This is a genomic window from Enterococcus sp. S22(2020) (genome assembly GCF_020295385.1).
In the GTDB taxonomy this organism is placed as follows: domain Bacteria; phylum Bacillota; class Bacilli; order Lactobacillales; family Enterococcaceae; genus Enterococcus_L; species Enterococcus_L dunnyi.
The window spans coordinates 247,733-272,970 of the sequence record NZ_JACFUD010000001.1; the positions used below are offsets into that span (position 1 = coordinate 247,733).

General features: G+C 37.1%; 25 protein-coding genes. 5 read left to right on the top strand and 20 right to left on the bottom strand.

All coding sequences use genetic code 11. The features are described from left to right. Nucleotides 1-8 precede the first annotated feature (8 nt). The 8 genes from H3T55_RS01125 to H3T55_RS01160 all read right to left on the bottom strand — a co-directional run bounded on the left by H3T55_RS01125 (nt 9) and on the right by H3T55_RS01160 (nt 8,056). Entirely contained in the window at nt 9-494 is a 486-nt protein-coding gene (locus H3T55_RS01125) for an NAD(P)H-dependent oxidoreductase subunit E (protein ID WP_225533049.1), read from the bottom strand. Continuing rightward, entirely contained in the window at nt 485-1,072 is a 588-nt protein-coding gene (locus H3T55_RS01130) for a hypothetical protein (RefSeq protein WP_225533048.1), read from the bottom strand. Before H3T55_RS01130 ends, H3T55_RS01125 begins: the two co-directional genes overlap by 10 nt. Continuing rightward, complete coding sequence (locus tag H3T55_RS01135; RefSeq protein ID WP_225533047.1) at nt 1,059-1,874, bottom strand: formate/nitrite transporter family protein; 816 nt, start codon at nt 1,872-1,874, stop codon at nt 1,059-1,061. The genes H3T55_RS01130 and H3T55_RS01135 overlap by 14 nt, the downstream gene beginning before the upstream one ends. 27 nt (nt 1,875-1,901) lie before the next feature. Then, the gene (locus H3T55_RS01140; RefSeq protein ID WP_225533227.1) at nt 1,902-2,465 is read right to left on the bottom strand and encodes a molybdenum cofactor guanylyltransferase; all 564 of its coding nucleotides are present in this window, start codon (nt 2,463-2,465) and stop codon (nt 1,902-1,904) included. A 609-nt stretch (nt 2,466-3,074) separates the two neighbouring features. Then, nucleotides 3,075-4,529: a glucosyltransferase domain-containing protein gene (locus H3T55_RS01145; RefSeq protein ID WP_225533046.1), complete on the bottom strand. Its 1,455-nt coding sequence runs from the start codon at nt 4,527-4,529 to the stop codon at nt 3,075-3,077. A gap of 210 nt (nt 4,530-4,739) precedes the next feature. Beyond that, nucleotides 4,740-5,999, bottom strand: coding sequence for a zinc ribbon domain-containing protein (locus H3T55_RS01150; RefSeq protein WP_225533045.1), 1,260 nt, complete (start codon nt 5,997-5,999; stop codon nt 4,740-4,742). A gap of 119 nt (nt 6,000-6,118) precedes the next feature. Next, nucleotides 6,119-7,324, bottom strand: a complete 1,206-nt coding sequence (locus tag H3T55_RS01155; RefSeq protein ID WP_225533044.1) for an aminoacyltransferase — start codon at nt 7,322-7,324, stop codon at nt 6,119-6,121. 225 nt (nt 7,325-7,549) lie between these two features. Further along, a complete protein-coding gene (locus tag H3T55_RS01160) occupies nt 7,550-8,056 on the bottom strand; it encodes a QueT transporter family protein (RefSeq protein ID WP_087639628.1) in 507 nt (168 codons plus the stop codon). A 221-nt stretch (nt 8,057-8,277) separates the two neighbouring features. On the opposite strand from H3T55_RS01160, the gene H3T55_RS01165 reads away from it, so the two are divergent. Beyond that, entirely contained in the window at nt 8,278-9,237 is a 960-nt protein-coding gene (locus H3T55_RS01165; protein WP_225533043.1) for a diacylglycerol/lipid kinase family protein, read from the top strand. A gap of 55 nt (nt 9,238-9,292) precedes the next feature. On the opposite strand, the gene H3T55_RS01170 is transcribed toward H3T55_RS01165, so the two are convergent. The 3 genes from H3T55_RS01170 to H3T55_RS01180 all read right to left on the bottom strand — a co-directional run bounded on the left by H3T55_RS01170 (nt 9,293) and on the right by H3T55_RS01180 (nt 13,828). After that, nucleotides 9,293-10,408 carry a PLP-dependent transferase gene (locus tag H3T55_RS01170; RefSeq protein ID WP_225533042.1) on the bottom strand — a complete coding sequence of 372 codons (1,116 nt, stop codon included), beginning with the start codon at nt 10,406-10,408 and terminating at the stop codon, nt 9,293-9,295. 177 nt (nt 10,409-10,585) lie between these two features. Beyond that, nucleotides 10,586-13,168, bottom strand: a complete 2,583-nt coding sequence (locus tag H3T55_RS01175) for an ATP-dependent RecD-like DNA helicase (protein ID WP_225533041.1) — start codon at nt 13,166-13,168, stop codon at nt 10,586-10,588. Between the two features lie 33 nt (nt 13,169-13,201). After that, the gene (locus H3T55_RS01180) at nt 13,202-13,828 is read right to left on the bottom strand and encodes a histidine phosphatase family protein (RefSeq protein ID WP_225533040.1); all 627 of its coding nucleotides are present in this window, start codon (nt 13,826-13,828) and stop codon (nt 13,202-13,204) included. 152 nt (nt 13,829-13,980) lie between these two features. On the opposite strand from H3T55_RS01180, the gene H3T55_RS01185 reads away from it, so the two are divergent. Further along, the gene (locus H3T55_RS01185; protein ID WP_225533039.1) at nt 13,981-14,361 is read left to right on the top strand and encodes a VOC family protein; all 381 of its coding nucleotides are present in this window, start codon (nt 13,981-13,983) and stop codon (nt 14,359-14,361) included. A 135-nt stretch (nt 14,362-14,496) separates the two neighbouring features. On the opposite strand, the gene trmL is transcribed toward H3T55_RS01185, so the two are convergent. Further along, nucleotides 14,497-15,003: a tRNA (uridine(34)/cytosine(34)/5-carboxymethylaminomethyluridine(34)-2'-O)-methyltransferase TrmL gene (gene trmL / locus H3T55_RS01190; RefSeq protein ID WP_087639621.1), complete on the bottom strand. Its 507-nt coding sequence runs from the start codon at nt 15,001-15,003 to the stop codon at nt 14,497-14,499. A gap of 240 nt (nt 15,004-15,243) precedes the next feature. Next, nucleotides 15,244-16,089 carry a methyltransferase domain-containing protein gene (locus tag H3T55_RS01195; protein ID WP_225533038.1) on the bottom strand — a complete coding sequence of 282 codons (846 nt, stop codon included), beginning with the start codon at nt 16,087-16,089 and terminating at the stop codon, nt 15,244-15,246. Nucleotides 16,090-16,228: 139 nt separating this feature from the next. Between H3T55_RS01195 and H3T55_RS01200 the strand changes: the two genes are divergently transcribed. Further along, the gene (locus H3T55_RS01200) at nt 16,229-16,861 is read left to right on the top strand and encodes a copper homeostasis protein CutC (protein ID WP_225533037.1); all 633 of its coding nucleotides are present in this window, start codon (nt 16,229-16,231) and stop codon (nt 16,859-16,861) included. Between the two features lie 74 nt (nt 16,862-16,935). Here H3T55_RS01200 and H3T55_RS01205 read toward each other — a convergent pair whose 3' ends face one another. The 6 genes from H3T55_RS01205 to H3T55_RS01230 all read right to left on the bottom strand — a co-directional run bounded on the left by H3T55_RS01205 (nt 16,936) and on the right by H3T55_RS01230 (nt 21,821). Then, entirely contained in the window at nt 16,936-17,184 is a 249-nt protein-coding gene (locus H3T55_RS01205) for a hypothetical protein (RefSeq protein WP_225533036.1), read from the bottom strand. A 97-nt stretch (nt 17,185-17,281) separates the two neighbouring features. Continuing rightward, the gene (locus tag H3T55_RS01210) at nt 17,282-17,920 is read right to left on the bottom strand and encodes a TetR/AcrR family transcriptional regulator (protein WP_087639617.1); all 639 of its coding nucleotides are present in this window, start codon (nt 17,918-17,920) and stop codon (nt 17,282-17,284) included. A 134-nt stretch (nt 17,921-18,054) separates the two neighbouring features. Beyond that, nucleotides 18,055-19,416, bottom strand: coding sequence for a magnesium transporter (gene mgtE / locus H3T55_RS01215; RefSeq protein ID WP_087639616.1), 1,362 nt, complete (start codon nt 19,414-19,416; stop codon nt 18,055-18,057). A gap of 19 nt (nt 19,417-19,435) precedes the next feature. Further along, complete coding sequence (locus H3T55_RS01220) at nt 19,436-20,329, bottom strand: RluA family pseudouridine synthase (RefSeq protein ID WP_225533035.1); 894 nt, start codon at nt 20,327-20,329, stop codon at nt 19,436-19,438. A gap of 6 nt (nt 20,330-20,335) precedes the next feature. Then, entirely contained in the window at nt 20,336-21,133 is a 798-nt protein-coding gene (locus tag H3T55_RS01225; protein WP_225533034.1) for an NAD kinase, read from the bottom strand. 10 nt (nt 21,134-21,143) lie between these two features. Next, nucleotides 21,144-21,821 carry a GTP pyrophosphokinase family protein gene (locus H3T55_RS01230; protein WP_087639613.1) on the bottom strand — a complete coding sequence of 226 codons (678 nt, stop codon included), beginning with the start codon at nt 21,819-21,821 and terminating at the stop codon, nt 21,144-21,146. 195 nt (nt 21,822-22,016) lie between these two features. On the opposite strand from H3T55_RS01230, the gene H3T55_RS01235 reads away from it, so the two are divergent. Further along, a complete protein-coding gene (locus tag H3T55_RS01235; RefSeq protein ID WP_225533033.1) occupies nt 22,017-22,610 on the top strand; it encodes a CYTH domain-containing protein in 594 nt (197 codons plus the stop codon). 109 nt (nt 22,611-22,719) lie between these two features. Further along, entirely contained in the window at nt 22,720-23,370 is a 651-nt protein-coding gene (locus H3T55_RS01240; RefSeq protein WP_225533032.1) for a ClpXP adapter SpxH family protein, read from the top strand. 36 nt (nt 23,371-23,406) lie between these two features. Here H3T55_RS01240 and pepF read toward each other — a convergent pair whose 3' ends face one another. Then, the gene (gene pepF, locus H3T55_RS01245; protein ID WP_225533031.1) at nt 23,407-25,221 is read right to left on the bottom strand and encodes an oligoendopeptidase F; all 1,815 of its coding nucleotides are present in this window, start codon (nt 25,219-25,221) and stop codon (nt 23,407-23,409) included. Between the last annotated feature and the right edge of the window lie 17 nt (nt 25,222-25,238).

Below are 25,238 nucleotides of genomic sequence, written 5' to 3' on the forward strand. Positions count from 1 at the left end.
TTTTCCTCCTATAGTTCCTGATAGCAGCCATTGCGTAAGTCGTCGATCAGCTGATATACTTTTTCTTCTGTCAAATCACTAAATACTGTATCTTTGATTTTAATGACTGGACCTTGATCACATGCACCAATACAAGGAATACTATGATACATGAACAATCCATCCGGAGTTGCCTGATCGATCGGAACCTCTAGAATCGTTTCTAATACTTCTGCCAACATGTCTCCTCCTGTATATAAACAAGGAGTACTGTTACAAATTTTAAGAACATATTTTGCTTGTGGTTCTGTCTTCAAAATAGCGTAAAAACTTAACAGCTCATAAACACGCGCTTCCGATAAGCCTAAATGACTTCCAACCAGCTTTGCTGTTTCTTCATCGATATATCCTTCCTCTGACGCAAATTGAATGTCGAGGAAAATATTTAATATGCGTTGTGGATCAGAATCATTTTCAAAAATAATTGCTTCTTTCTCTTTCAAACTTAACCCCATATTTTTGCTCTCCTATCCTTATCCTTTTTGTTATAATAAATACCCGAATTGGTTTTGACGAGATCGAAATGATTGGGTAATTCTGGAGAATTCAAAACCAAATCTGCTCGATCGATCACTTTTGCTGCAGTTTTCTTCATTCCTTTCTGATTATTCATCATGATGAATAATCCAGGTTCAACTACCTCACGAACAGAATTCGATTCACAAACGACTACTGTATCTGCAGGAACTACTTGTTGAAAAGCTAAAAGACCTTCCAATAAATGATCGTAAAAAACCTTTAATAAATAGACCTTTTCGCACCCCGCTCTTAATAGCTGCATCGTATCTTTGGACCCACTGGCGTTTTTTTCTTCGATCAATTCATACCCTTCGTCAATACTTGTACATATCCCACAACCTGTTTCTCCTCGTTGGCATTTCCCTTTAGCACCGCTGATCGTAATGACTTTTAAGCCATAGATAGGGAAAAACGGTTGTCCTTTTTCTATTAAAGTTTTCGCAAGCGTTGTCTTACCACTATTACGTCCTGTAGAACCGATCTGAACCATCAGAGGCATTTCAAGTTTTTTCATACACGCCACCTACACTTAGCTCTTCTGCTTCTTTTTTCTCAGTTGTGACAAACATCAAAGGTACCGCTAAAAATAGACTGCCGCCGACTGCATTCCCGAAAAAAACAACCACTGTATTGATTAAGTATTCAGACCACTGGATGTTGCTTGCGTTAGAAAAAATCGCTGCGGGAATGATAAATGCGTTCGCTACAACGTGCTGAAATCCGCAAACAACAAAAACCATTACAGGAAACCATAGCCCAAAAATCTTGCCTAAATAAGTTTTCCCCATGGCACCCAAATAGACAGCTAGACAAACAAAAATATTACAGCCAATACCTGAAACAAATGCTACAAGCGGCGTATCATTGATTTTTGCCTGTGCCACAGAGAGCGTTTTTTCTAGAAATGCACCTTCAGTCAAACCAACGATATGACCGAAGAAAAAAGCGACCAAAAAACCGCCAAGACAATTGGTGATCAATACGATCAGCCAATTATAAATCACATCTTTTTTCGTAATTTTCTTTTGCATCAATCCTAAAGTCATCACCATCATATTTCCTGTTGCTAACTCACCGCCCACAAAAGTAAGCGCTACCAATCCAATTGGAAATAAACAACCTCCTAAAAACGTCGCAAAGCTGCCCCACGTTTCAGGAACAGTTCCTGTAATTCTGACAAACGATAAATACCCCAGTGCAATAAAAGAGCCTGCCATAATTCCTAAAATGCTCAACCGAACAAATGATAATTTCGTCTTTGCCTTTGCTTTATCCCCTAAACTGCTGACGACTTCCTGACTGCTGTCAAAATCCATCCTGTACTCCTTTCATGTCACTTTATTTTAATTCCAAAAGACAAGTTCTTTTGGCGTGTTCACATTGTTGATAGTCGTAGACGTTTCTAATGTAATGATCTTAACTGAAAATCGATCGAATTCTTTTGCTATGCGCCAATTTTTTGATGTAAGCTGCTGTTGAAAGACAGACAAACAAGAACGATGGTAAAAAGCAAATAAAGGTTCTAGGCATCCTTTTTGCTGACACAATACAATTTGATACGTTGATAAATACTTTTCCATGATTCGAATCAAATCAACGGTCAAGTTAGGGATATCACAAGCAACTAAAAATAGATATTCTGTTTCTATTTCTTCCAGTCCAGTTGCTAAACCGCCCAAAGGCCCTTTTTCATGGTAATGATCTTCAATGATAGCCACTTGAGAAAAAACAGCTGGAAATTTTGTTCTTTGATTTGCTACGAGCAATACTTTAGGAAAAATTTTTTGGAGCTGTTTTACTGTTCTAAGTAGAACGAACTCTCCATTGACTTTTAGCAAAGATTTATCAAAGCCCATTCTTGTACTTTTTCCTCCACATAAAATGACAGCTGTAGCCTCTTTGATCATTCCCACAGAACTCCTCCTTCTAGCCAAAGTAAATCAAAAAACTAAATATTTTTCATCTAGCATAAATATTTTTAAGCACTCTCATTTACTCTATTATAAAACATCCTTTCAACAAGTCAATTATTATTTTTATTATTTCTTACCTTTATCTGATTCGATAAAGGTAATCTCGCAGCTATTTTGTTCGTTACAGTAAATTTTTATATAAAAAAAGTTTAGAGGATAACTGGTTGAGTTATCTTCTAAACAAAATACTTGATAAAACAATTTACGTTGTATCAGATTGCAATTTCAATCCATTCACTTAGATGACACGCTCTCTAAAGAATAAATTTAATTTATTTTGAACAAATTTTTTTATCTGTAACTTTTGAGTTTCCTCTTTAAAAGCTACGTCAATACTCATTTGAACCACAGAATCGATTATTGATAGAAAAAGCACTTAAATTTTTTGTCCTATAAGCTTCACCTGATTTATTTTCTAAACCATCCAATACCTTTTTAAATCCATTGCGAGCTTTACCCTTTTATCTCTGTCTAATAGTAGCAATATAGAAATAACGACCAGCTTTTTTCATCACGCATATCAATCACACTAATTGATTTTGCTTACTTAACAATAATATAAATATCCTGATTTTTTTGGTAAATATCATAATAATAGTCCGACTTCTTTCGTTCTTTTTCATCGGATTGGAATTCTTCTAAGTTAAAAGGTTGGATATCAATATTCATACCTGAATATGTTTTGAATAGCACTTGATTTGGCCAGAAAAGTGCTGTATTTGTTGGTACTAAATCTTTTAAGATCGGGTAATTTTTAGCAGTATTTTCAAATACAGGTGATTCTTTAAAAAGAGTGTTTGAATAGACCTTTTGCTTATCTGAAAGTACTAAATCCTTTAAATCTGATGCTAACACAAGGCTTTGACGTTCAAATGCATCAAGTTGATAGGACAAAGATGAGGCATAGACAAAAGGAAATGACAGTAAATAGAAACAAAATAGAGTGATTATTCCTTGTATCGGTATTGATAAACTAGGAATCATAGGCAATCGATTAAGAAGTAAGATCAGCGTTATAGCAACAAAAATACTAAATCCATATGCGTATCTTGGCGCTGCTAAAGCTAATTTTTCTGAGAATATCAAGAAAACACCATAGCTTAATATTGATCCTAAAATCAAATAAACAAAAGAAAAAAAGAAGACATTAGCTCTTTTAGTTTTAGCTGTAATAACGTGAACAAAAATGAACACTATCAACAAAACTATAACGAATAATATCCATAAGCGCGTACTTTGTTCTATAATTTTTTGCAAATACATTTTGCTATTAATAAAGATAACCGCTGGAATATCTTTTAGAGAGGCTATTGCAACATTGCCGCCTCTATTTGCTAATTCAGGGTTAAATTTCATTTCAAGTACATAGCTCCCCATAGCAACAATATAAGCTAACGCTGACAACGCTATTTGTTTGAGGATCTCTATCCATTTTTCGTTTTCCAAAATTCTTTTGAAGGACAAAGCCAATACTAAAAGAAGATATACGCCAGAAGACGCTTGATAGGTATTACACATAAGAAAAACGCCGATAACCGATATCCAGAAAAAGAAATACTGCTTGCCCTCCCACCAAAGAAATGGAATGACTGAGAACAAAATGCTGAATGCCATAAAAGGAGCATCAAATCTGAAACTTATATTTTGAAGAAACCAAGGATTTATCCCGACGATCGTGGATACGATCATTGGAATGATCTGTAATTTTTTATCATTTAATACATATACGACGATACTACTGGAGATAGTTAAAATAATTGCCGTTAGAATCGAAGAAACTAATCCTAAATCAGTTAGATGCCTACTTCCCTGTATCACCCAAGCTAAAATCTCACTGCCCCACCGTGAATATCCTTCTGCAAATTTTGAATATCCCCATAATTGCCGTCCAACATCATCTAAATAAGGAAAATTCACTATCCCTATCGCCAAATTGATGACCAGATAAATAAAAAAAACTAAGAGGATACTTCGTTTATTTTTTTCAACAGCTAACACTTTTTTCCAACTCCTTTTTCTCTTTATGGTTATTCATTTGTAAACATTCTAGCCATTGATCTTTTCGAAGAATATTTTATCTACATAAAAATCTCTACAAACATTTTTTAGTCTCATTTGAAATAAATATAATGACAAAAATCGATTATAACAAATAAGAGTGAGCTAGAAATTAAAAAAATTTCTAGCTCTCATTATCTCACGCCAAGCTTATTCTGAATATTGTTTTAGTAAACTCATATATTCAGGATGCTCTTGCAAGTTATTTTTTAAATTTTTCTTATTTGCACCGAGGAATCTATGCCTTTTTATTGCAAAAAATAGCCAAACACCAATACCACCTATAACAAGGAATGCTAGAAAAGGACCTGCTTCATCTGGAAGCACACCTAAAATATTTACTAAGAAAAATCCAAGACTTGCAAACAAACCGTAACGTCCCTTGCGCTTCATCCCTTTTTCAATTGTTGAATCTTCTTGACTCACAGGACGACTGCCATCAATGTCGATTTTTTCCTTTTTAGATGCAGTCATCAACGTCATATGATCGATTCCTTCGTATTTATACGTAATTTTCCAAAATGGTACATACGTATATTTTGATATCAACGTATACGAAAATTTAGTGATTTTTTCATTTTTATTCTTATCACCAGGTAAGAGGCTCTTCATTTTCTTGCGTGCTTCTTCATGGGCAAATCCACGAACAGAACGCAACGCTTCTGAAACCTTATCTGACGAAATTTTTAGTTGACGAGTTCCAGCTGTGTAATGCGCATCAAAGGGCTTCACTTCATTTATGATTGCTAGACCAGAAGCTTTTTCCGCAAATGCCGCAACTGCTCCTGTCAATTCATTGTTGATCAGATAACTTTTATAAGCCGTTCCTGTGAAAATATCGCTTGAATGATTCCAATCAACGACTGTTCGCGTTTTAGTCACAGGCTCTGTATATTTATTGCCATTTTTATCCTCTTTTGTTACGTATTCTGTATAGGTTTCACTGCGATTATAGCCAATATCGGCACTCCAAGAGCCTTCATATGAAACACTTGCCCCCAAATAAGGAATATACACTTGTTCTAATTGGATGCTCGTTGCTTTTCCAAGAATATCTAAAGGAACATTTTCCCCTGCGATCAACCATTCATAAAATTTCTTTTTTGCTAAGCCTTCCGGCACTTGAAACGGAATCAAATCATCCGCTTCATAGGTCAAATTATCAAAATCCTGCTCCGCTTTTGTTGTAAAAGTCGAGTGACAAAAATCGCATGAAAATTGCTGTTTCTCAATATTAAAAGTCACCGGTGAGCCGCAATTTGCACACAACTCGATATTTTTGTTTTTCTCATCGATTTCCTTTTGGATCATATCCAACGTAGTTCCGCAATGCGGGCAATTTTTAAATGATGGATCATTGATCGCTCCCCCACAAGCTGAACATTGATTCTGAACTAACGTTTCTTCCATTTTATTCCCTCCAAAAACTCACTTTTCCTTTTTGATTATCTCATTTTTCCGCCAGAAGGTAAACCCAATAAAAAAAGATACGATTTCAATTTTTTCCATCGAAATCGCACCTCTTTTATTTATTTTTTCTGTTTTCTTAACTTATATGCATATTCACTTGCTTTAAATAATAAATTATTGACAGGTAAATCAAACTCACCAATAAATTCATTGACCGTTGGATTAAAATTAGATTTGAATTTGATCAAACCATCGTTCAAACTTCCTTCAAGTCCACCCATATTGCACGAAGAACATCCTCGTTTAAAGCATTCTTCGATTGCATCGAACCATGTTAAATACGCAGGCATATAGCGCTTGTAACGGTCATCCATACCCGCATATAAAATTTCGCTCGTTGAACCGAATGTGATCGCCAAAGCACCTGCAACGACAGCAACATCCCCGGAATGTGCGATGTTTTCTTCTAATTCTGTCATTTCACGTGTCAAAGAAAAATCTAATTCTTCTAAATTATGACGCTTCTTAACTTGATTTTCTTTCAAATTTGCTAGATCTTCTTTGTTTTTATCGAAACGTTGTTTAGTTTCTTCATAACGTTCTTTCAAATTCACTTCTGCCAACATGATGAATGAATTTTCTGGATAGATCTGTAATAGCTTTTTGAAATAATCACTGTTTCTTAAAGAAATATGTTGTCGTTCTGTCGTCAATTCAATGACTTTAGCAAAATCATCAACAAAATCAGTATGTCCCATTTTCACTGTGACACCTTTTTTCTGCGCTTGCTTCATCATTTTCTTCGTACTTTTTGACAGTTGCTCTTCACTGAAATCTTCTTTATAGATATTTGCTTGGAAACGTGGCTGAATCGTTGCATCCATCGCCATCGTCAACCCTTGATGTTTTGCTCCGCTGGCAATTAGATTATCGATGATCGTTTTGGCAGCAGGATCGATCGTTTGTTCCTCACCTAAATGAAAATCTTTATAATGCACCGTTGGATCCATCTTCACAAATAAGGCTCTTTTTTGTTTGCCGAATTTTTTTAATTCTTTTAAAAAGAAAGCGACTAATTCTTTATTAGAATAATCCATGATCGGTCCGCGTGGGGTATATAACATGGAAAATTTCATCGGTAAAGGTCTGATCAAAACCAAACTAGAGGCAACGAGCGTCCCATTTTCATAAACGCCGACAAGTTCTGAGCCCCAGTTATCTTTTACTTTTCCCCAAGCAGATGATTGCAGTAAATTACATAAGGGATGGTTTTCTACAAAGGAATCATGTTCTTTTGCATCGATTCCGATCTTAAATTCAAACATTGGTTAAAAACTCCTCTACATTTTTGCTTCTGTATTACCATATCATAATTTAGCCACTAGGAACAGTAAAGTTTTTCGGGAAAATAAATAAAAAATGGATCATTAAAGAAATAAGAGTACGGAACAAAACTAAAAACCGTTTTGTTTCGCACTCTAAAATTTAATAAACAGTGGTATCAAAAGAAATTCCTTTAGTCCCAACCATTTTTTTAGATATTATTTCAATTATGCTCTTTTTTCAAAATGAACCGATTTATTGATCCAATACATGATCGGTGCGGCTACTGCCATTGTCACAAATTCACTAAGTGCAAGTGTTGCATAATTGCCCCAAAAAGCAGCTCCACCTTGTGGCGCCAACATATATGCGATGATACACATGGTAGCCGTAAAAAAGACCGTATTCAATGCTAATCGAAGCATCACATTAGGTACTTTTTTATAAAGCAAGGCTGTTAAGCCTAGTGAAATAAATGACTGCATTCCGCCATATAGCGCATCGATAGCACCAAAACCAAAAAAGAAATTATAAACAATTACTCCGCCTAAAACACCCCACATCAACTTGCGGTTGAAAACGACTAAGTGATTCAGACTTTCCGAGATTCTAAATTGGATCGGTCCTGACGAAACTGGTGCGACCAATAGCGTTAAGGCAAGATAGAGCGCCATCACGATACTGTTCATGGTAATTACTTTGACTTTACTGTTTGTTGTAACAGTTTTTTGCATAGTTTCTCCTTCTTTCTCCGAGTTTTTTTACAAGGGATGGTTGATGAACCTTGTCGAGAACTTTTCGTTCTCAAAAAATGATACTTAGGCATTATAGCTTATATTGGATTCTTTCACAATGGAAAATCATCACTATTTTTTCCCGAATACTTTTCAAGCATTGCACATTCTTAATTTTTCCATTGTCTGTTATAATAGGAGTTTGAACAAGGAGGAAACAAATGAAAAAGCATTTTTATCTTGTCATCAATGAAAACGCCGGCAGCGGAACTGGGAAAAAGGCTGCTCAAAAAATCATTAATCAATTACAAACAGTAGCAATCGATCATACAGTTTTTTATACAGAATATGCAGGTCACGAAGAAGTGATCGTCCAAGAATTGGTTGAGCATACACTGCTTCCTTGGTCAGATGATTTGGATATCGAAGTATTTCCATTACTCGTCGTTTTAGGCGGCGACGGAACTTTACATAGTGTGATGAATGCCCTGCAAGCATTTGATCCAAGCATTCCCTTAGGATATATTCCTTGTGGCTCTGGTAACGATTTTGCTCGTGGTGCTGGAATTTCACGTCAAACGGAAAAAGCCTTCGTTCAATTGTTGAAGGCGGAACGCCCGCAAGAACTGCAAGTCATCACCTATAATGAATCGATCCAGGAAGAACAGGGGATCGCTGTCAATAATGTCGGCATTGGTTTAGATGCAGCTATCGTCAATGCAGCCAATGAATCAGCCTCGAAGCATGCATTGAATAGGTTCAATTTAGGCTCACTTTCTTATATTTTTTCGATTCTAAAAGTTTTATTCACTCAAAAAGGATTTCCTGTTCGTGTAGAAGTGAATGGACAAGACCTTGAGTTTGACCGTGCTTTTTTGTGTACAGTAACCAATCATCCTTACTTTGGAGGAGGCGTTGCGATTGCACCTGTTGCCGATCCACGCAAACCGGTTTTGGATCTTGTATTAGTCGAACGGGTCAATCTATTCAAAATTTTTTGGTTGATTATTTTATTGATTCAAAAAAAGCACATGAAATCTAAGTATTTTCATCATTTTCAATCAAGTAAATTAAGAATAGTTTCAACCGTTCCTGAATATATCCATGCAGATGGCGAAATTCTAGGCAAACGAGGAACAGATTTTTCATTTGCAACAGAGCCGAGACTATTTTGGTTTTAACAAAAAAAGAACATTAGACAAAAGCGTGTATTTACTTTCGTCTAATGTTCTTTTTTTATTTTATTGCTTCAAAAGCCTGTCTTAAATCGTTGATCAAATCCTCACTTGCTTCGATACCAGTTGAAATCCTCAGTAAATCTGGAGTCAAACCATAAGATTCTCTCAAGCTTTGTGGAATATCTGCATGAGTTTGTGTTGTAGGATACGTGATTAAACTCTCAACACCACCCAAACTCTCTGCAAAAGTAAAAATCGATAATTGCTTTAAAAAGTCTTTGATCGCCTGTTGGTCTTTTAATTTGAAACTCAACATACCGCCACGTCCTGGATACATGACTTCCTTTACAAGAGGCTGCTGACTCAAGTAATCTGCAACTGCCTGTGCGTTTTTTTCATGCCTTTCCATCCGTAAGGACAATGTCTTCAACCCTCGAATCAATAGCCAACTGTCAAAAGGAGAAAGGACTGCCCCTGTTGTATTCAGCTGATACGCTAATAGATCACCTATTTCCTGCGAACGAGCGATCACTGCACCTGCCAAGAGATCGTTATGACCTCCAAGATATTTTGTTGCACTATGGACAACAATATCTGCTCCTAAATCCAGCGGCTTTTGAATCAATGGTGTATAGAATGTATTATCCACGATCACTTGTGCTTTATAACGCTTAGCAATAGCAGCTATTTTTTCAATGGACACTTCCCCCATCAATGGATTAGTCGGTGTTTCAATAAAGACTGCTGCTGTATGATCCGAAATTGCTTTTTCAAACCCAGCTTCATCTTCCACATAAACAAACTGATACATTCCCATCTTTTCTAATTCTTTAAAATAACGATAGCTGCCGCCATATAAATCTCTTGAAGCAACAATTTGACTGCCTACAGGAAATTGACTAAAAACTAACTGAACTGCACTCATACCTGAACTCGTTGCCAAACCTACAGAACCATTTTCTAGCACAGCTAAAGCATTTTCTACAACTTCTCTTGTTGGATTTTTCGTTCTCGTATAATCATAGCCCGTCGACTCTCCCAAAGTTGGATGCTCATACGTCGTTGAAAAATAAATCGGCGTATTGATCGATCCTGTCATTGGATTTTGATGATTTCCGATTTGTGCTAAAAAGGTGTCTGTTTGAACATTGTCTCTTTGCCCTTCATATCCCATTTGCTTCCCTCATTTCTACCAAAAATAATTGACCTTCATTTCAATTATTCAGAAAAAATGCATCATTTTTTTCTGAACTTCTTTTTATTATATACATTGAACTATTTCTTAAGCAAGAAATAGTTCTCAAAAATGAGTAAGAGAAAAGGCTTAAACAGTCTTTATCTGTTTAAGCCGCTATTTCATAAAATCATAAGGAGTTGTTTTCCCCATTCCAATCATTGGATCGATCGATTGCTCTTGAACTAATGCTGGCGTTAACTGACGTTCGATTTCTAAAGCTACCTGTTCCTCTATTTCTTCCTCAGGCTGAGCAAATAGAGACAATTCTTCTACTTTTGGTTTCGTGGTGATCGGTTCTATTTTCTCTTCTACAACAGAGGCTTTCTTCTCTTTGACTTCTTCGTAGGCAACTGATTTATTTTCATAAGTGTCTGAAAATGGTGATTCCTCGCTCAGTCCTTCTTCATAAGCTTCCAGCTGCATTCTGACAGTCAATGTCATATCATCAGCACTCGTGATCCGTTCTTTCAACATTGTCAAACGACTCGCTGATTCATGTGTGACACAGGTCGAAAAAGCTTGAACTTCACCCAGTAAAATCAAAATTTCCTTACTCCGAGTGACAGCAGTATATAGCAGATTTCGTTGAAGCATTCGATGATATTGATGCACCATTGGCAAAATAACCATTTTAAATTCACTGCCCTGCGCCTTATGGATCGAACAACAATACGACAGCGTAATCTTATTCCACTCATTTCGTTTGTAGCTCACTTCATTATTATCAAACTGTATCACTAATTCATCTACTTTATCTTCTGAATCTTTCGCCAGAATGATCCCGACGATCTCACCCATATCGCCATTAAACACATTCAGTTCAGGAGTATTGACTAAATGCAGCACTTTATCGCCAATTCGGTATACCGATTCATTCCATTTCACTTCTTTTTTTGAACCATCATTCGGATTGAATATCTCCTGCATCATTTTGTTCAATGCATCAATTCCTGCAGCTCCACGATACATCGGAGCTAACAATTGAATATCCTGTGGTGAAAAACCTTTAGCTTTTGCTTTAGTCACGATTTGCCGAACATAACTTTCAATATGATACACATCACTTGGGAAAAAGGAACGATCCTTCTGATTCACAGTGAAATCCTGCGGTAATTTCCCTTGTTTGATTTCATGAGCTAAAGGGATGATACTTGAGCCATCTCCCTGACGATAAATTTCTGTCAACTCCGTCTTAGGAATTTCATTGATCTGTAATAAGTCATGCAAGACTTGGCCCGGTCCAACAGAAGGAAGTTGATCTTTATCACCGACAAAGATCACTTGCATATTTGTTGGGATCGCTTTGAACAACGTATTGGCTAACCAAGTATCGACCATCGACATTTCATCAATGATCAAAAGCCCACCTTCCAGCTCCTTAGCAGACATGCTGGGATTTTTTTCCCGTCCTGTCAAGCCGAGTAAGCGATGGATCGTGCTAGCCGGTAAGCCTGTCGTCTCATTCATCCGTTTTGCAGCCCTGCCGGTAGGTGCTGCCAGTAAAATTGGGAACATATCCTGCGTGTAGTCTTTGATATCTAAAGACAACCCATTCAACTCCGCAAACAACGAAACGATCCCATTGATAACAGTTGTTTTCCCCGTTCCAGGTCCCCCAGTTAAAATAAATAAAGGAGATTTGATCGCTTCTTCGATAGCCGCCTGCTGAGACTCTCCATATAAGATCCCCAAACGTTTTTCGATCATCCGAATATTTTTTTCGACATCTTTTTTGTCATATTTGATCGTTTTTTTGCGTGAAAGCAATCGTTGCACAGATGTCCCAATGCCCCATTCTGAAAAGTAAAGACTATTTTCAAATAGTTTTGTCCCTTCTTGCTGGATTTTACTTTCCTCTACTAAATGAATGATTTGTTCTGCAACTAAGTCCATTGAAATCTCGATTGGACGGCTGGATTCAAGCGTATTGATCGTTTCTTGCAACAACGTTTCAGCTTCAACATATGTATTTCCGGAACGTACTGAATGTTGAAAGATCTCATGAGTGATCGCTGCTCGAATACGTTTTTCAGAATCAGCTTCGATCCCCAGTTGTTCTGCGATCGTATCTGCACGCTTAAACCCAATTCCTTCAATATCTTCGACTAATTGATAGGGATTTTCATGAATGATATCCAGCGTTTCTTCTTTATAAGTTTGATAAATCGAAAATGACAACTGACTCCCGAAGCCATAGCGATTCAAACCAACGATCACTTGCTCCATCCCATGATTCAACCGAATCGTTTCAATGATCGTCTGCCGTTTTTTTTCGTTCAACTGTGGAACTTCCTCTAGTACATCCGGTGTTGCAATGATTCGATCAATGGCATCTTCACCTAGTATTTCGACAATTTTTTCAGCGGTTCGCTTACCGATTCCCGGAAATTTTTCACTGGATAAATAATTGACGACTCCATTTGCTGAAGTTGGCCGTTCCTGCTGATAGTTATCTACTTGAAATTGACGCCCATATCTAGGATGATCGACAAAGTGACCAAAAAAGCGATAGATTTCTTCTTCTTGGATCTGGCCAAAACTACCAGTGGTCACAATTTCTTTTTCTAAATAATCGGTATTTGTGTCTGTGATTTTCACTAATAATACTTTGTAAAAGTTGCTGGGGTTTTGGAAAAAAATAGCCTGAACATGGCCTACGACATATTCTTTTTCCTCATCTCCAAATAGTGTATCCATCGTTTTGCCCCCGCCTTCTTTCCAAAAATATTGTTATTGTAAAAAGGAATCATCATTCCATAATTTTAAATGGTAGCTTTGATCTTCAGAACCAGTTGTTTCTAAAATCGATAAGCTATTATTTTTTAGCCCACCCATACTACGCAACTCGGCTAAATCTTTGCCTGCTAGAGATTGGATCGCCGCAGTCAATGATGCTCCGTGCCCTACGAATAAATAGGGACCTACACCCGTATCAACTGCTTTTTCAACAACAGATGAAATTCTTGAGATTGCTTGCTCGATCGGTTCTCCTTGAAAAACACTCGGATCGTATTTATCTAATTGATAACGCATATGATCCATCTGTTCTGAGTAAGTTTTTCGCATTTCGTTGATCAGCTGACCTTCAAGTTGACCTAACCCCAGCTCTTTCAGCTCATCAGTATAGACGATCTCAACCGGAGACGCTAGTACTTCTTGAATTCCTTCAGCTGTTTTTCTCGCACGTAAGGAGGTGCTGGAAAAAATTTTTTCAAACGGCACATCCTTGATTTGCTGCCCTAGTAATTTTATTTCTTCATAACTCGTTGGCAATAATGGCGAATCACCTGTCATGCCTTGAAAACGTAATTCCTGATTCCATTCTGTTTTACCATGCCGAGTAAAGTACAATTTCATTCTTTTGACTGCTCCCTTGATCCTATAATATTGATTATCTTAACTAGTGTATCATTTTCATTATAAAAATTCCATTCACCTCTAAGGTTTTCTCTAGAAAAATAGCGTATAATGGGAGACGCACGATCAACCAACTTGAAGGAGGCATTCCCTTGTTTTTAACAACCATTCATCATATTGCGATCAACTGTTCAAATTATGAGCAGACGATCGAATTCTATGTAGACAAACTTGGTTTTCAGATCATTCGTGAAAATCATAGAGAAGATAAAAACGATATCAAGCTTGATTTAAAACTAGGTGTTTACGAACTAGAATTATTCATTTCCTCTGATTATCCAAAACGTCCCTCTTACCCAGAAGCACTAGGATTAAGACACCTAGCGTTTAAAGTGACAAATATTGAAGAAGTTATCGCAGATTTGAAAAGTAAAGATATCGATTGTGAGCCCATTCGAACGGACACTTTTACTGGAGAAAAAATGACCTTTTTCTTTGATCCTGATGGCTTGCCGTTAGAGCTTCATGAATAATCACAAAAAAAGTGCGAAACAAAACTAAAAAACAGTTTTGTTTCGCACTCTAAAATTTTATAGCTAACGGTGAAAAATCAGATTCTTCGATGCTTGATCGAACCTAATCTCCCTTGTTCTCAAGCTCTTTTTAAGTTAATCTATTTTATCATTCTCGTAGTGATGCTGTAATTCCAACTGAGGGAAGTTTTGCTGCCGCAGTGCTTCATAAACGACCAAAGCCACCGTATTCGACAAGTTTAACGAACGGACATGCTCATCATTCATCGGGATACGTAAACATTTTTCTGTATTCTCCCGCATAAATTCTTCCGGCAATCCTGTGGTTTCTTTCCCAAACATAAAATAATGATCTTTTTCATCTGCGTAATCTACTTCGCTATATGTTTGATTCGCAAATTTGGTGATCAGATGTAGTGAATGTTCACCTAAATGATTTATAAACGCCTCCAGATCTTTATGATACGTAATATTCACATCATTCCAATAATCCAATCCTGCACGTTTCAGGTGTTTGTCATCTGTAGAGAAACCTAACGGCTCAATGAGATGTAGAGGAGAATTCGTTGCTGCACATGTGCGAGCAATATTCCCTGTATTTGCCGGGATCTGTGGTTCAAATAAGACAATATGGTTGGTCATGATTACAATTTCCTTTCAATTGAATGACATAATTCTCACTTTTTTATTCATTATCGACATAAAAAAAACGTACCGCCTCGGTGTCAATCACTGCGAGTCGTTACGTTAATGAAGCTCTTCTCACTAACTTTTATCAGAACAGGAACCTGATAAAAACCAATGAAAAAACAACTTGTATGTAATATAACACCAATATTGGAGCTTTGCAATACCTTTTCGTAAATTAACTAAATGTAAGCGCTATTTCACCTTTCCTTTTAACATTCGGACGTCAATTGTAATTTCTTTCAACGGGTCCTTTTTCAATGTTTCTTTCACTTGTTCTGCAGCGCCCCACTCCAAGGGGGACATTTCTAATAAATCCAAACGATTTTCTTCCGGAATATGAAAGGTATAACGGATTCTTTCATCCACTAAAATGTCCATCTCTTCAGAAAATTTCGCAAAGACTTTTTCGTTTGAATAAGATTGCTTCCGTTCGTCGTCCGGATAAAATGCTGCCCTCAGTTCTTTCAGATAATCCGCTTCTGGTATGACCTTGACCAATGCTCCATCTTTTGTCAAAACACGACGAAATTCTTGATAGTGTGATGGTGAAAAAATATTCAAGATCGTATTCATTGAGTGATCTGCAAATGGCAAGTTGGTTAAATCAGCGACGCACCAGAAAGCATCGACAGCTTGGTTACTAGCTAAATAAATTCCCTCTTTAGAAATATCAAAACCAACTTTTGACCCACGTAACCCCAGTTTGCTAAGTTCAGATAAGAAACTACCCTCACCACATCCTACATCCAACACACTGGCAGTCGGTTCGATATGCTCTCTGATTTTTTCTAATAACGGGTGATACATCCCGCTTTTGATCATACGTCCACGAGGCTCTAACATTTCTTTACTGTATTCTGTTTGAATACTATGTGAAAGAAAATAAAGCGTCCCTTTTTTTGAAAGATCAAATCGATGTCCTAATTTACAGGTTAAGCTGTATTCGTTTAACTGAACTTGTTCATGGCAAACTGGACATAGAAATTGTTGTTGATGTTCTTCTAAAAAGTTACGTGCTGCCTCAATTTTTTTTAACATAGACTTCTTCCTATTCTATTAAAAAGTTCTATTACATTTTCTTAAACTATCGTTATTTATCTTACAACGAGAACAACGCTTTGGCAACTAGCTGAACTATGGTACAATGCCTGTGAAGCAAAAATGAGGAGTGGAACCAATGATCAAAGAATTTTGTGCTGAGAATTTTACAAATATCCCAACAGCTATCCGAAATGGTGCTAATCGCATCGAGCTATGCGACAATCTTGCTGTTGGCGGAACAACACCAAGTACAGGCGTTATTGAAGAAGTAATTGCCTATGCTGGTGAGCATTCTGTTCCTGTGATGACAATCATCAGACCGCGCGGAGGTGATTTTGTCTATAATGATATCGAATTAAAGATCATGCATACAGACTTGATCGAAGCAAAAAAAATAGGCACTGACGGTGTCGTTTTAGGTTGCTTAACAGAGGATGGATGGCTTGATGAGGATGCGTTGGAGCTGTTGATTGAAACTGCAGAAGGCTTACAACTCACCTTCCATATGGCTTTCGATGCCTTACCGAAAGAAAAACAATTCAAAGCCATCGATTGGCTAGCAGATCATGAGGTTCATCGAATCTTGACGCATGGCGGTCCTAGCGGAACACCAATCGAAGATAATTTTGATCATTTAAAAGAATTGATCGCCTATGCAAATGATCGAATCCTTATTCTCCCTGGCGGAGGTATTTCAGATAAAAATTTAGACACTGTTGTCAATGCGCTGCAGGTAAACGAAGTTCATGGAACAAAAATTGTAGGATAACCCAAAGAAAATGAGGAAAAAGCAGTTTATTTCTAAATAAGCTGCTTTTTCTGTTTGTCTCAATCTTTTCTCCTTTACTCTTCATCACTCTTAATATTACTAGCTTCAATACTCATTACGAGACTTCCTACCAGTCCTAGACCTCCTAAAAAAAATAGTTCTTTTTTTTCAAAAATGATACCCGCACTTGCTATGAATCCACCAACAACCAAATTCGTTAAGGCACTCTGATTCATTCTTCGCTTAGTCAATTTTGGGACTCGAATCTGACTTCCCACTTTTTTATTTAACTGGTTGATTTTTCTGTTTACTTCATTGATCATCATTTTTCCTCCTTTATTTTTTTACTACTCTATAAACTAAATCCATATACATACCATTAGTATGTATATATTAAAAATAAAAATGCTTCTAGCATCTTTATTCTTTGATCACTCTATACATTGTAACGACATCTTGAATATACTCATCATCGATCAACGGAAATTGAACCCCATCATACAACTGCTTAAAAAAATTCAATTTGTTTAAAAGCTCCTCTTCATTCATTTTATATAAAGAAGGCGCTAACCACATATTCGTTGAAAGAACGATCAGTTCAGCGATTTCTTGAGGATATTGAGTTGAGATAGAACCATCTTGAATCCCTTCTTCAATGACTCCTTGAAGATAAGGGATCGTTTTTTGAAATGCTTCTATATACAACTCACCGATCACCCTAGGATCTGTGATCAACGATTTCGCAGAAAAGGCTAATTTCTGATGTTCTAATGATCGAAGGCTGATCCTGTTGATCCGCTTGATTTTTTCAAAACCACTGATTCCTTCCAATGATTGAATTTGCTTATTGATATCAACTGTATATCGTTTTTCTAAGATCGTATTGAAGATCTCTTCTTTAGATTTAAAATGATGATAGATTACACCTTTAGTCAATCCGCCTAAGTTATCGACAATATCTTGAATAGTGGTATGATCATATCCCTTTTCTATAAAAAGCTGTTCTGATACATCCAAAATTTTTTTCACTGTCTCTTCAGGATATTTATTCCGTGCCATTTATTCACCTCTATACATACCGTTAGTATGTATCTTATCTTATGACAATTTTTTTGTCAACTAAATAAAAAAACACACTCATTTTTGAGTATGTTTTAGCTAATAAATCTTATATCAAAAGTTTAGATTCTTCCTTATACAAAATACTGCATGAACAAACTAGCGATATTAAAATAGATCAGTACACTGGTCAAATCACTCAATGTTGTAATGAATGGACCACTGGCCACTGCAGGGTCGAAACCCAATTTATCCATCAGCATAGGAATCAAGCTTCCAGCTAAATTCGCAACAGTGATCGCACAAAGCATTGCCATGCCAATTACAAAACCAAGCGGAAAATTATGCTGCCAAATTCCCACGACAACAAAAATAGAGACTCCAGTTACAGCACCTGTCACCAATCCCGTCAATACCTCACTGATGATCAAGCGAACAAAACTATTGTCTTTTTCATCTGAAACAGCAAGCCGCCTAACTGCAACCGCCAACGATTGCGTACCAGCATTACCAGCCGTTCCTGTGATCAATGAAATGAATACAGCCAAAATACTTGCTTCACTAACTAATTCTTCATAATGACTGATCAATGTTGCTGTAGACATTCCTAAAAATAATAGCGTAATCAACCACGGAAGACGTTTGGATGCGGCTTTAATTGGATTTTCACTTACCTCTTCTACGTTGACCCCTGCTAAACCAGAGTAATCACTGGCAGCCTCATCATCGATAACATCAATGATATCATCGACAGTGACGATCCCTAATAAGTGATCATCATAATCCGTGACCGGCAATGCCAGAAAGTCATAGTCCCGAATCGTTTGAGCAACATCTTCTTGATCGTCTCCCACATGAACCGAGATGACCCGTTCACTCAAAACATCGGAAATCATGGTATCATCATCATTCACGATCAAATCACGCAAGGAAATCACTCCGACTAAATGATTTTCCTGATCGACGACATACACATAATAGATAGTTTCCGCGACATCTGCTTGATTTTTCAATACATACATCGCTGAACGAACAGTCTGATTAGCCACGATCGAAACAAACTCAGTGGTCATGATCGCCCCAGCCGTGTCATCTTCATAATGAAGTAGCTCTTTGATCTCACCGGCATCTTCCGAACTCATTAAGCTCAGATATTTAGCCTTTTGGCTTTTATCCAATTTATTCAATAAGTCAACCGCGTTATCTGTATACATTTCTGACAGCATCTCGGCTGCATAGCTTGGCCGCATTTCAGCGATGTAGTCTTTCATGTTTTCATTATCTTCTTCGATCACATCAAACATATCCGCCAGCTCTTTTGGTGATAAGTAGCTATAGATCTGTTTTCGATCTGTTTCATCGATCGATTGATAAAATTGTCCTTGTTCATAAATGTGAAGTGCTAAAAACAATTCGCGAAACTCAGTCATTTCCTGTTTCTGCAGCGTCTCTAGCAACAGCGAGAAATGCTCTTCCATTTCCTGTCCTTCATTCACATATACCGCTCCTTCCTCGCTATAATCGTGCTGCAATTTTTTTCATATCATCTGCTAAAGGAGACCTTAATTCCATATACTCTTTTGAAAAAGGATGAACAAAATTCAACTGGCAGCAATGCAGCGCCTGACGTTCGATTCCTTGATCCATATTACCGCCATACATCTCATCCCCTAATAGCGAACAGCCAATCGATTCAAAGTGTACTCTGATTTGATGCGTTCTTCCTGTATGCAGCTGGATATTCACCAAAGCTTGATCTGCTTGACGCTTCAACAACCAGTATTCCGTCTCAGCTTGTTGCCCTGTCTCAACGATCGTGCGCTTCAATAGTGACGACAAATCTCTTCCTATTGGCTGATCGATTTTCCCATGTTCAGATAATGACTCTACATGTCCGCCAACCAACGCCTGATAAATTTTTACGACTTTCTTTTGCCGCAGTTCTTGATCCAGCATCGCATGAGCAAAACCATGCTTTGCAAATAACATCAATCCTGTAGTATCACGATCCAAACGAGTAACTACATGAATCACCTGATTTTTATACCCCTGAGCTTTATAATACGCTTTGACTCGATTAGCCATCGTACCATTCGGGTGATACTGAGATGGAATAGAGGCAACTCCAGCCGGTTTATTAACTACTAAATAGTGCTCATCCTCAAATAAAATTTCTAAAGGTTTATTATCAACCAATAACGTCTCATGTTCCAGTTCATCCGGAATCGTCACTTTGACTCGATCGCCTAAAGACAGCTTAAATAAAACATTTTCGACTGATTCATTGACTTCGATCTTACCACCTTGAAACTTGATTTTGGCTAGGAGGCCCCTAGATATCCCCTGCTCTTTTAAAAAATATTTTACTTGCTCCGGCTCTTCTTTCTCTACAATCCAACTAAATTCCATTTTCCTTTAATCCTCACTAATAAATGCATCCTTCACTCGATGCCAAAAATGCATATGCCGATATGACGCAAAATGAATTCGTTCATCAGCAATACGATAATAAATCGATTTGATGTCATCTTGATAAATATCCAACTGATCGACTGTGATCAGATAGTCATTACTTTCCTGAAGTTTGATTTCGACCCATTCGGTATGAGCAATCACGATCGGAGATCCTAACGTTCGAAAGACACGATTGTTCAATGAGGCGATCTCAGCTAATTGAAAGGCATTGATACTTGGGTGTAAAACAGCTCCGCCAATACTCTTGTTATAAGCTGTTGAGCCCGTCGGTGTAGAAACAGACAAGCCATCCCCCCGAAAGCGTTCAAACAGCTCGTCTTTAATAAATACATCTGCTACCATCGTCCGATTAGCACGCTTGATCGTTGACTCATTCAAAGCTAGAAAATGCTTGTCAGGCTTATTCCCGTGAAAACTGATTTTCACATCTAATAATGGATAACTAATGCTTTTTTCCTGATGAACTAACAAGCTTTGCACTAATTCTTCAAGTTCATAGTCCCGCCAATCCGTATAAAATCCTAGATGTCCTGTATGGACACCTAAAAAACTAACCTCATCCAAGCGATGGTTGAAGCGGTGAAAGGCCGATAACAATGTACCGTCTCCACCTACAGAAATCACCAGTTCCGGCTGTTGTTCATCGATTTCAATGTTATTTTGCTTTAACAGCAAAAGCAGACGCCCTGTCACTTCTTTTGACAGCTGCTCATGATTATGAACAATTGCTACTTTCATCTGATGCCTCCTATTGATCTAGTTTCTCTTTCTTTTCAGATAATCGTTGATAATAATCATCTTGAAATTTTCCCCGCCCATGAGAGAATAAATGCTGCGCTTCTTGAATTTCTTCACGAATCGTGGACATTTCTTCATCTAATTGGTAGGCTGCTTCTGCTGCTCTTTGAAGACGTTCTTTCATTTCTTCGGGAAAAACACCTTGATATTTATAATTTAATGAATGCTCAATGGTCGCCCAAAAATTCATTGCTAATGTCCGAATCTGAATCTCAGCTAAAATTTTCTTTTCACCTGTGATCAATTGGACAGGATATTCGATCACTAAATGATACGAACGATAGCCGCTTTCTTTCTTATTCGTGATATAATCTCGCTCTTGAATGATCCGTAAATCTTTTCTATTGCGAATGATATCCACCACTTGACGGATGTCTTCCACAAATTGACACATGATCCTAAGACCAGCTATATCCTGCATTTCCTCTTCAATTCGTTCTACTGGAATATTCCGCAGAGCTGCTTTGGTTAAAATACTATCGACTGGTTTCACACGTCCAGTTACAAACTCAATAGGCGTATGTTTGTTTTGTTCTCGAAACTGCTTACGAATGCCGCGCAGTTTGACTTTCATTTCTCCAACAGCCTGTTCATAAGGTGCCAGAAAAAGCTCCCACTCTTTCTCCATCCTAATCCCTCTATTTCCTTGAATTTGATTCACAGCTTATTTTACCATAGAGCTGAGAAAAATAGGACATTTTGAGAAATTGTCTGTTTTTTTTAGACTTTCGTAAACTTTTTAACTTCTAGTTCACTTTTCTTGACGTAAATGGGTAAAGTATGTAAAAATTGAATTAAATTAAAGAAAGTGGGTCAAAAAGTAGTGAGTGAAAATTTAGAAATAGAATTTAAAACCTTATTATCTAAAGAAGAATTTTTGCGCACCGCTGATTTTTTTAAATTAGAAGAAAACCACTTTTTTACACAAACCAATTACTATTTCGATACAGCTGATTTCCAGTTAAAAGAAAAGCACATTGGTTTAAGAGTTCGAACACTATCGAAAAATGCAGAAATCACTTTGAAAGTACCTGAAAAGGTCGGTTTATTAGAGATCAATGACTCGCTTTCCACTGCGCAAGCACAAGCAATTATTGACTCAGGCATACTCCCTAATTCAGGGGCTGTCTACAATAAATTGATTACATTAGGTATTGCCAAAGATGATTTACGTTTAATCGGCAGCTTAACAACTAAACGAGCAGAAAAAAAACTTCCCCAAGGTTTACTCGCGCTAGATGAAAGTTGGTACAACGAGCAGCATGATTTTGAATTAGAATTAGAAGTTAGTGATGCCATTATTGGTAAAAAAGAATTTTTTGCTTTATTGGATACTTTGAATATCAAAGAAAAGCCATCACCAAATAAAATTCAGCGAATGATGCAAAGCTCAAGTAAAAAGATTAAGAAGTTATAATGGTAAAACATATCATTTCAATTTTCCCAAGTTTTCTGATAAATTAGGGTCACTTAGTTGAGAAATGATGTCTAGTTGCAAAAAAAGAGTCAAATTGGAGGAAGTATGAATGATTGAAATCTATCTGTTCGTTAATCCTTTGGGGGGCATTTGTCTCAACATAGAAAAGGATATTTTAAAATTAGTTGAAACGGAAAATAAGAAAATTCAGTTTCGTTTCATCCCATTAGTTAATATGAAAACGATAAACCACCTGATAAAGTTATTTGATATCCCCGCACATGATATTGAACAACGAAATCAATTGTTTGAAGATATCTATTCCGCAGCTCTTGATTACAAAGCTGCACAGCTACAAGGAAAAAAGAAAGGTCGTCATTTACTTCTCGGTCTTCAACAAGCTGTAGCAGTTGAAAACCAACCTTACTCATCAGAGTTAGTTGAAAAACTTGTTGTAGAAGCTGGTGGTGATTTAGAGATGTTCCATGCTGATCGTGCTTCTGATTTTGTTAAGGAATCATTCCAAACTGATCAACAAATCGCTCGAGAGATGGGCATCACTAAGCATCCTTCTGCAGTTGTTTATAATTACGCTTGTGATCGTGATTTTGGCGTACTTGTTGAAGATTGTGAATCTATGGATGAAATCAAAAGCCTTTGTGAGACTTCGGAAGATAACTTACAATATTTCCATGAAAAATTCGAATTGAACCATTTCAATGATTCAAGAGTTCCTCATGGTCACCTACATTTACTTTAAACAAAAAACCTCCTTATCTAAAAGGAGGCTTTTTTTCTATTCCATTGACTCTACAAGTTTCTCTAATTCATTCAAACGTGTTTCAAAAACTTTCATTGCATCTTCTATATACTGTGGCTGAGTCATATCCACACCAGCCTTTTTCATGACTTCGATCGGATAATCACTGCTTCCTGATTTCAAATAGGTCAAATAGTTTTCTAATGCTTGCGGTTCTTCTGCTAAAATTTTATTTGCTAAAGCAGAAGCGGCTGAGAAACCTGTTGCGTATTGATAAACATAATAATTATAGTAAAAATGTGGAATTCGTGTCCATTCCAACGTGATTTCTGGATCTTTCACAACATCCGGTCCATAGAATTTTGCATTCAACTGCTCATAATATTCACTTAAATACTCGCTAGTCAAAGGCGTTCCTTTCGCATCTTCAGTGTGAATAAAATGCTCAAATTCAGCAAACTGTGTTTGACGGAAAATCGTTCCTTTGAATCCATCTAAATAATGGTTCAGTACATACGCTCTGATGCGCGGATCCGTTTCTGTCTCTAAAAGATACTCTGTTAAAATGTTTTCATTTGTAGTAGACGCAATCTCAGCTAAGAAAATCGAATAATCCCCATAAACATAAGGTTGATTGTTACGAGTAAAATAGCTGTGCACGCTGTGACCCATCTCATGTACTAATGTATAGAGTTGGTCTAGACTGTCATGCCAATTCATCAAAATATAGGGTGCTGTGTCATATGCTCCTGATGAATATGCACCGCTTCGTTTCCCTTGATTTTCAATGACATCGATCCAACGATCATTAAACGCTGTTTCAACAACGGTCAGGTATTCCTCTCCCATTGGTTTTAATGCAGCCAGCGCTTTTTCTTTTGCTTCTTCATAAGAGTATTTGATCGAGGCTTCTCCTAAAATCGGCGTATACATATCATACATATGCAGTTCTTCTAGATTCAGTAAACGTTTCCGTAATGCAACATATCGATGAAGCAACGGTAAATGCTTATTTACAACATCTAACAACGTATCGTAGACACTTTCAGGTATATGGTTACTACTTAATGCAGCTGCTCTAGCCGATGGATAGTTTCTAATCTTTGCCTTATAATTATGCGCTTTGACATGAGAACTCAACGTTTGCGCAAATGTATTTTGGAACTGATCATACACTGAATACAGCGCTTTAAATGCCTTTTCACGAACACTTCTATCGATATTTTCCATTAACTGGCCATAAACGCCATGAGTCAATTGAACTTTTTCGCCATTTTCATCCTCGATCACAGGGAATTTCAAATCTGCATTGTTCAAAATTGAAAATGTATCACTTGAAGCACCAAAAATTTCACTAGCGCCTGCTAGTAGCGCTTCTTGCTCTGCGGATAAAATATGCGGACGTTCATTTAGAATATTTTCAACAAAGTGTCGATAAATTTCCAATTCTGGCTTCTCTGCAAAATATCCCCAAATCAGATCATCATTTAAAGATAATAATTCTGGCTCAAACCACGCAACTGCCTCACTGACTTGTGCAAATAATGAGCTCGCTCTAGAATACAATGCTTGATAGGTTGCATTCGATGTATCCTGATCATTTTTTAAATGAGCATACACGTAGATGACTTCGATTTGTCGATATACTTTTAGCAGCATCTCAATACTATTTAAAAAAGCTGTACTGCCCTGATCCAGCGTCCCTTTATATTTTTCTACTTCTTGTAATTCTTTCGTCAACACTTGGTAAGCATCGTCAAATGCCTGATCGTCCTTAAAAATTTTAGTTAGATCCCAAGTCATTTCAATAGGTAATGTGGAACGTTCTGGTAATTGTTTTGCTCCGCTCATCATATCTACTCCTTTAA

Coding starts and splice junctions, on each gene's coding strand:
- H3T55_RS01125 (WP_225533049.1), bottom strand. CDS start 494: ATGGGGTTAAGTTTGAAAGAGAAAGAAGCAATTATTTTTGAAAATGAT.
- H3T55_RS01130 (WP_225533048.1), bottom strand. CDS start 1,072: ATGAAAAAACTTGAAATGCCTCTGATGGTTCAGATCGGTTCTACAGGA.
- H3T55_RS01135 (WP_225533047.1), bottom strand. CDS start 1,874: ATGGATTTTGACAGCAGTCAGGAAGTCGTCAGCAGTTTAGGGGATAAA.
- H3T55_RS01140 (WP_225533227.1), bottom strand. CDS start 2,465: ATGATCAAAGAGGCTACAGCTGTCATTTTATGTGGAGGAAAAAGTACA.
- H3T55_RS01150 (WP_225533045.1), bottom strand. CDS start 5,999: ATGGAAGAAACGTTAGTTCAGAATCAATGTTCAGCTTGTGGGGGAGCG.
- H3T55_RS01155 (WP_225533044.1), bottom strand. CDS start 7,324: ATGTTTGAATTTAAGATCGGAATCGATGCAAAAGAACATGATTCCTTT.
- H3T55_RS01160 (WP_087639628.1), bottom strand. CDS start 8,056: ATGCAAAAAACTGTTACAACAAACAGTAAAGTCAAAGTAATTACCATG.
- H3T55_RS01165 (WP_225533043.1), top strand. CDS start 8,278: ATGAAAAAGCATTTTTATCTTGTCATCAATGAAAACGCCGGCAGCGGA.
- H3T55_RS01170 (WP_225533042.1), bottom strand. CDS start 10,408: ATGGGATATGAAGGGCAAAGAGACAATGTTCAAACAGACACCTTTTTA.
- H3T55_RS01175 (WP_225533041.1), bottom strand. CDS start 13,168: ATGGATACACTATTTGGAGATGAGGAAAAAGAATATGTCGTAGGCCAT.
- H3T55_RS01180 (WP_225533040.1), bottom strand. CDS start 13,828: ATGAAATTGTACTTTACTCGGCATGGTAAAACAGAATGGAATCAGGAA.
- trmL (WP_087639621.1), bottom strand. CDS start 15,003: ATGACCAACCATATTGTCTTATTTGAACCACAGATCCCGGCAAATACA.
- H3T55_RS01195 (WP_225533038.1), bottom strand. CDS start 16,089: ATGTTAAAAAAAATTGAGGCAGCACGTAACTTTTTAGAAGAACATCAA.
- H3T55_RS01200 (WP_225533037.1), top strand. CDS start 16,229: ATGATCAAAGAATTTTGTGCTGAGAATTTTACAAATATCCCAACAGCT.
- H3T55_RS01205 (WP_225533036.1), bottom strand. CDS start 17,184: ATGATCAATGAAGTAAACAGAAAAATCAACCAGTTAAATAAAAAAGTG.
- H3T55_RS01210 (WP_087639617.1), bottom strand. CDS start 17,920: ATGGCACGGAATAAATATCCTGAAGAGACAGTGAAAAAAATTTTGGAT.
- H3T55_RS01220 (WP_225533035.1), bottom strand. CDS start 20,329: ATGGAATTTAGTTGGATTGTAGAGAAAGAAGAGCCGGAGCAAGTAAAA.
- H3T55_RS01225 (WP_225533034.1), bottom strand. CDS start 21,133: ATGAAAGTAGCAATTGTTCATAATCATGAGCAGCTGTCAAAAGAAGTG.
- H3T55_RS01230 (WP_087639613.1), bottom strand. CDS start 21,821: ATGGAGAAAGAGTGGGAGCTTTTTCTGGCACCTTATGAACAGGCTGTT.
- H3T55_RS01240 (WP_225533032.1), top strand. CDS start 22,720: ATGATTGAAATCTATCTGTTCGTTAATCCTTTGGGGGGCATTTGTCTC.
- pepF (WP_225533031.1), bottom strand. CDS start 25,221: ATGAGCGGAGCAAAACAATTACCAGAACGTTCCACATTACCTATTGAA.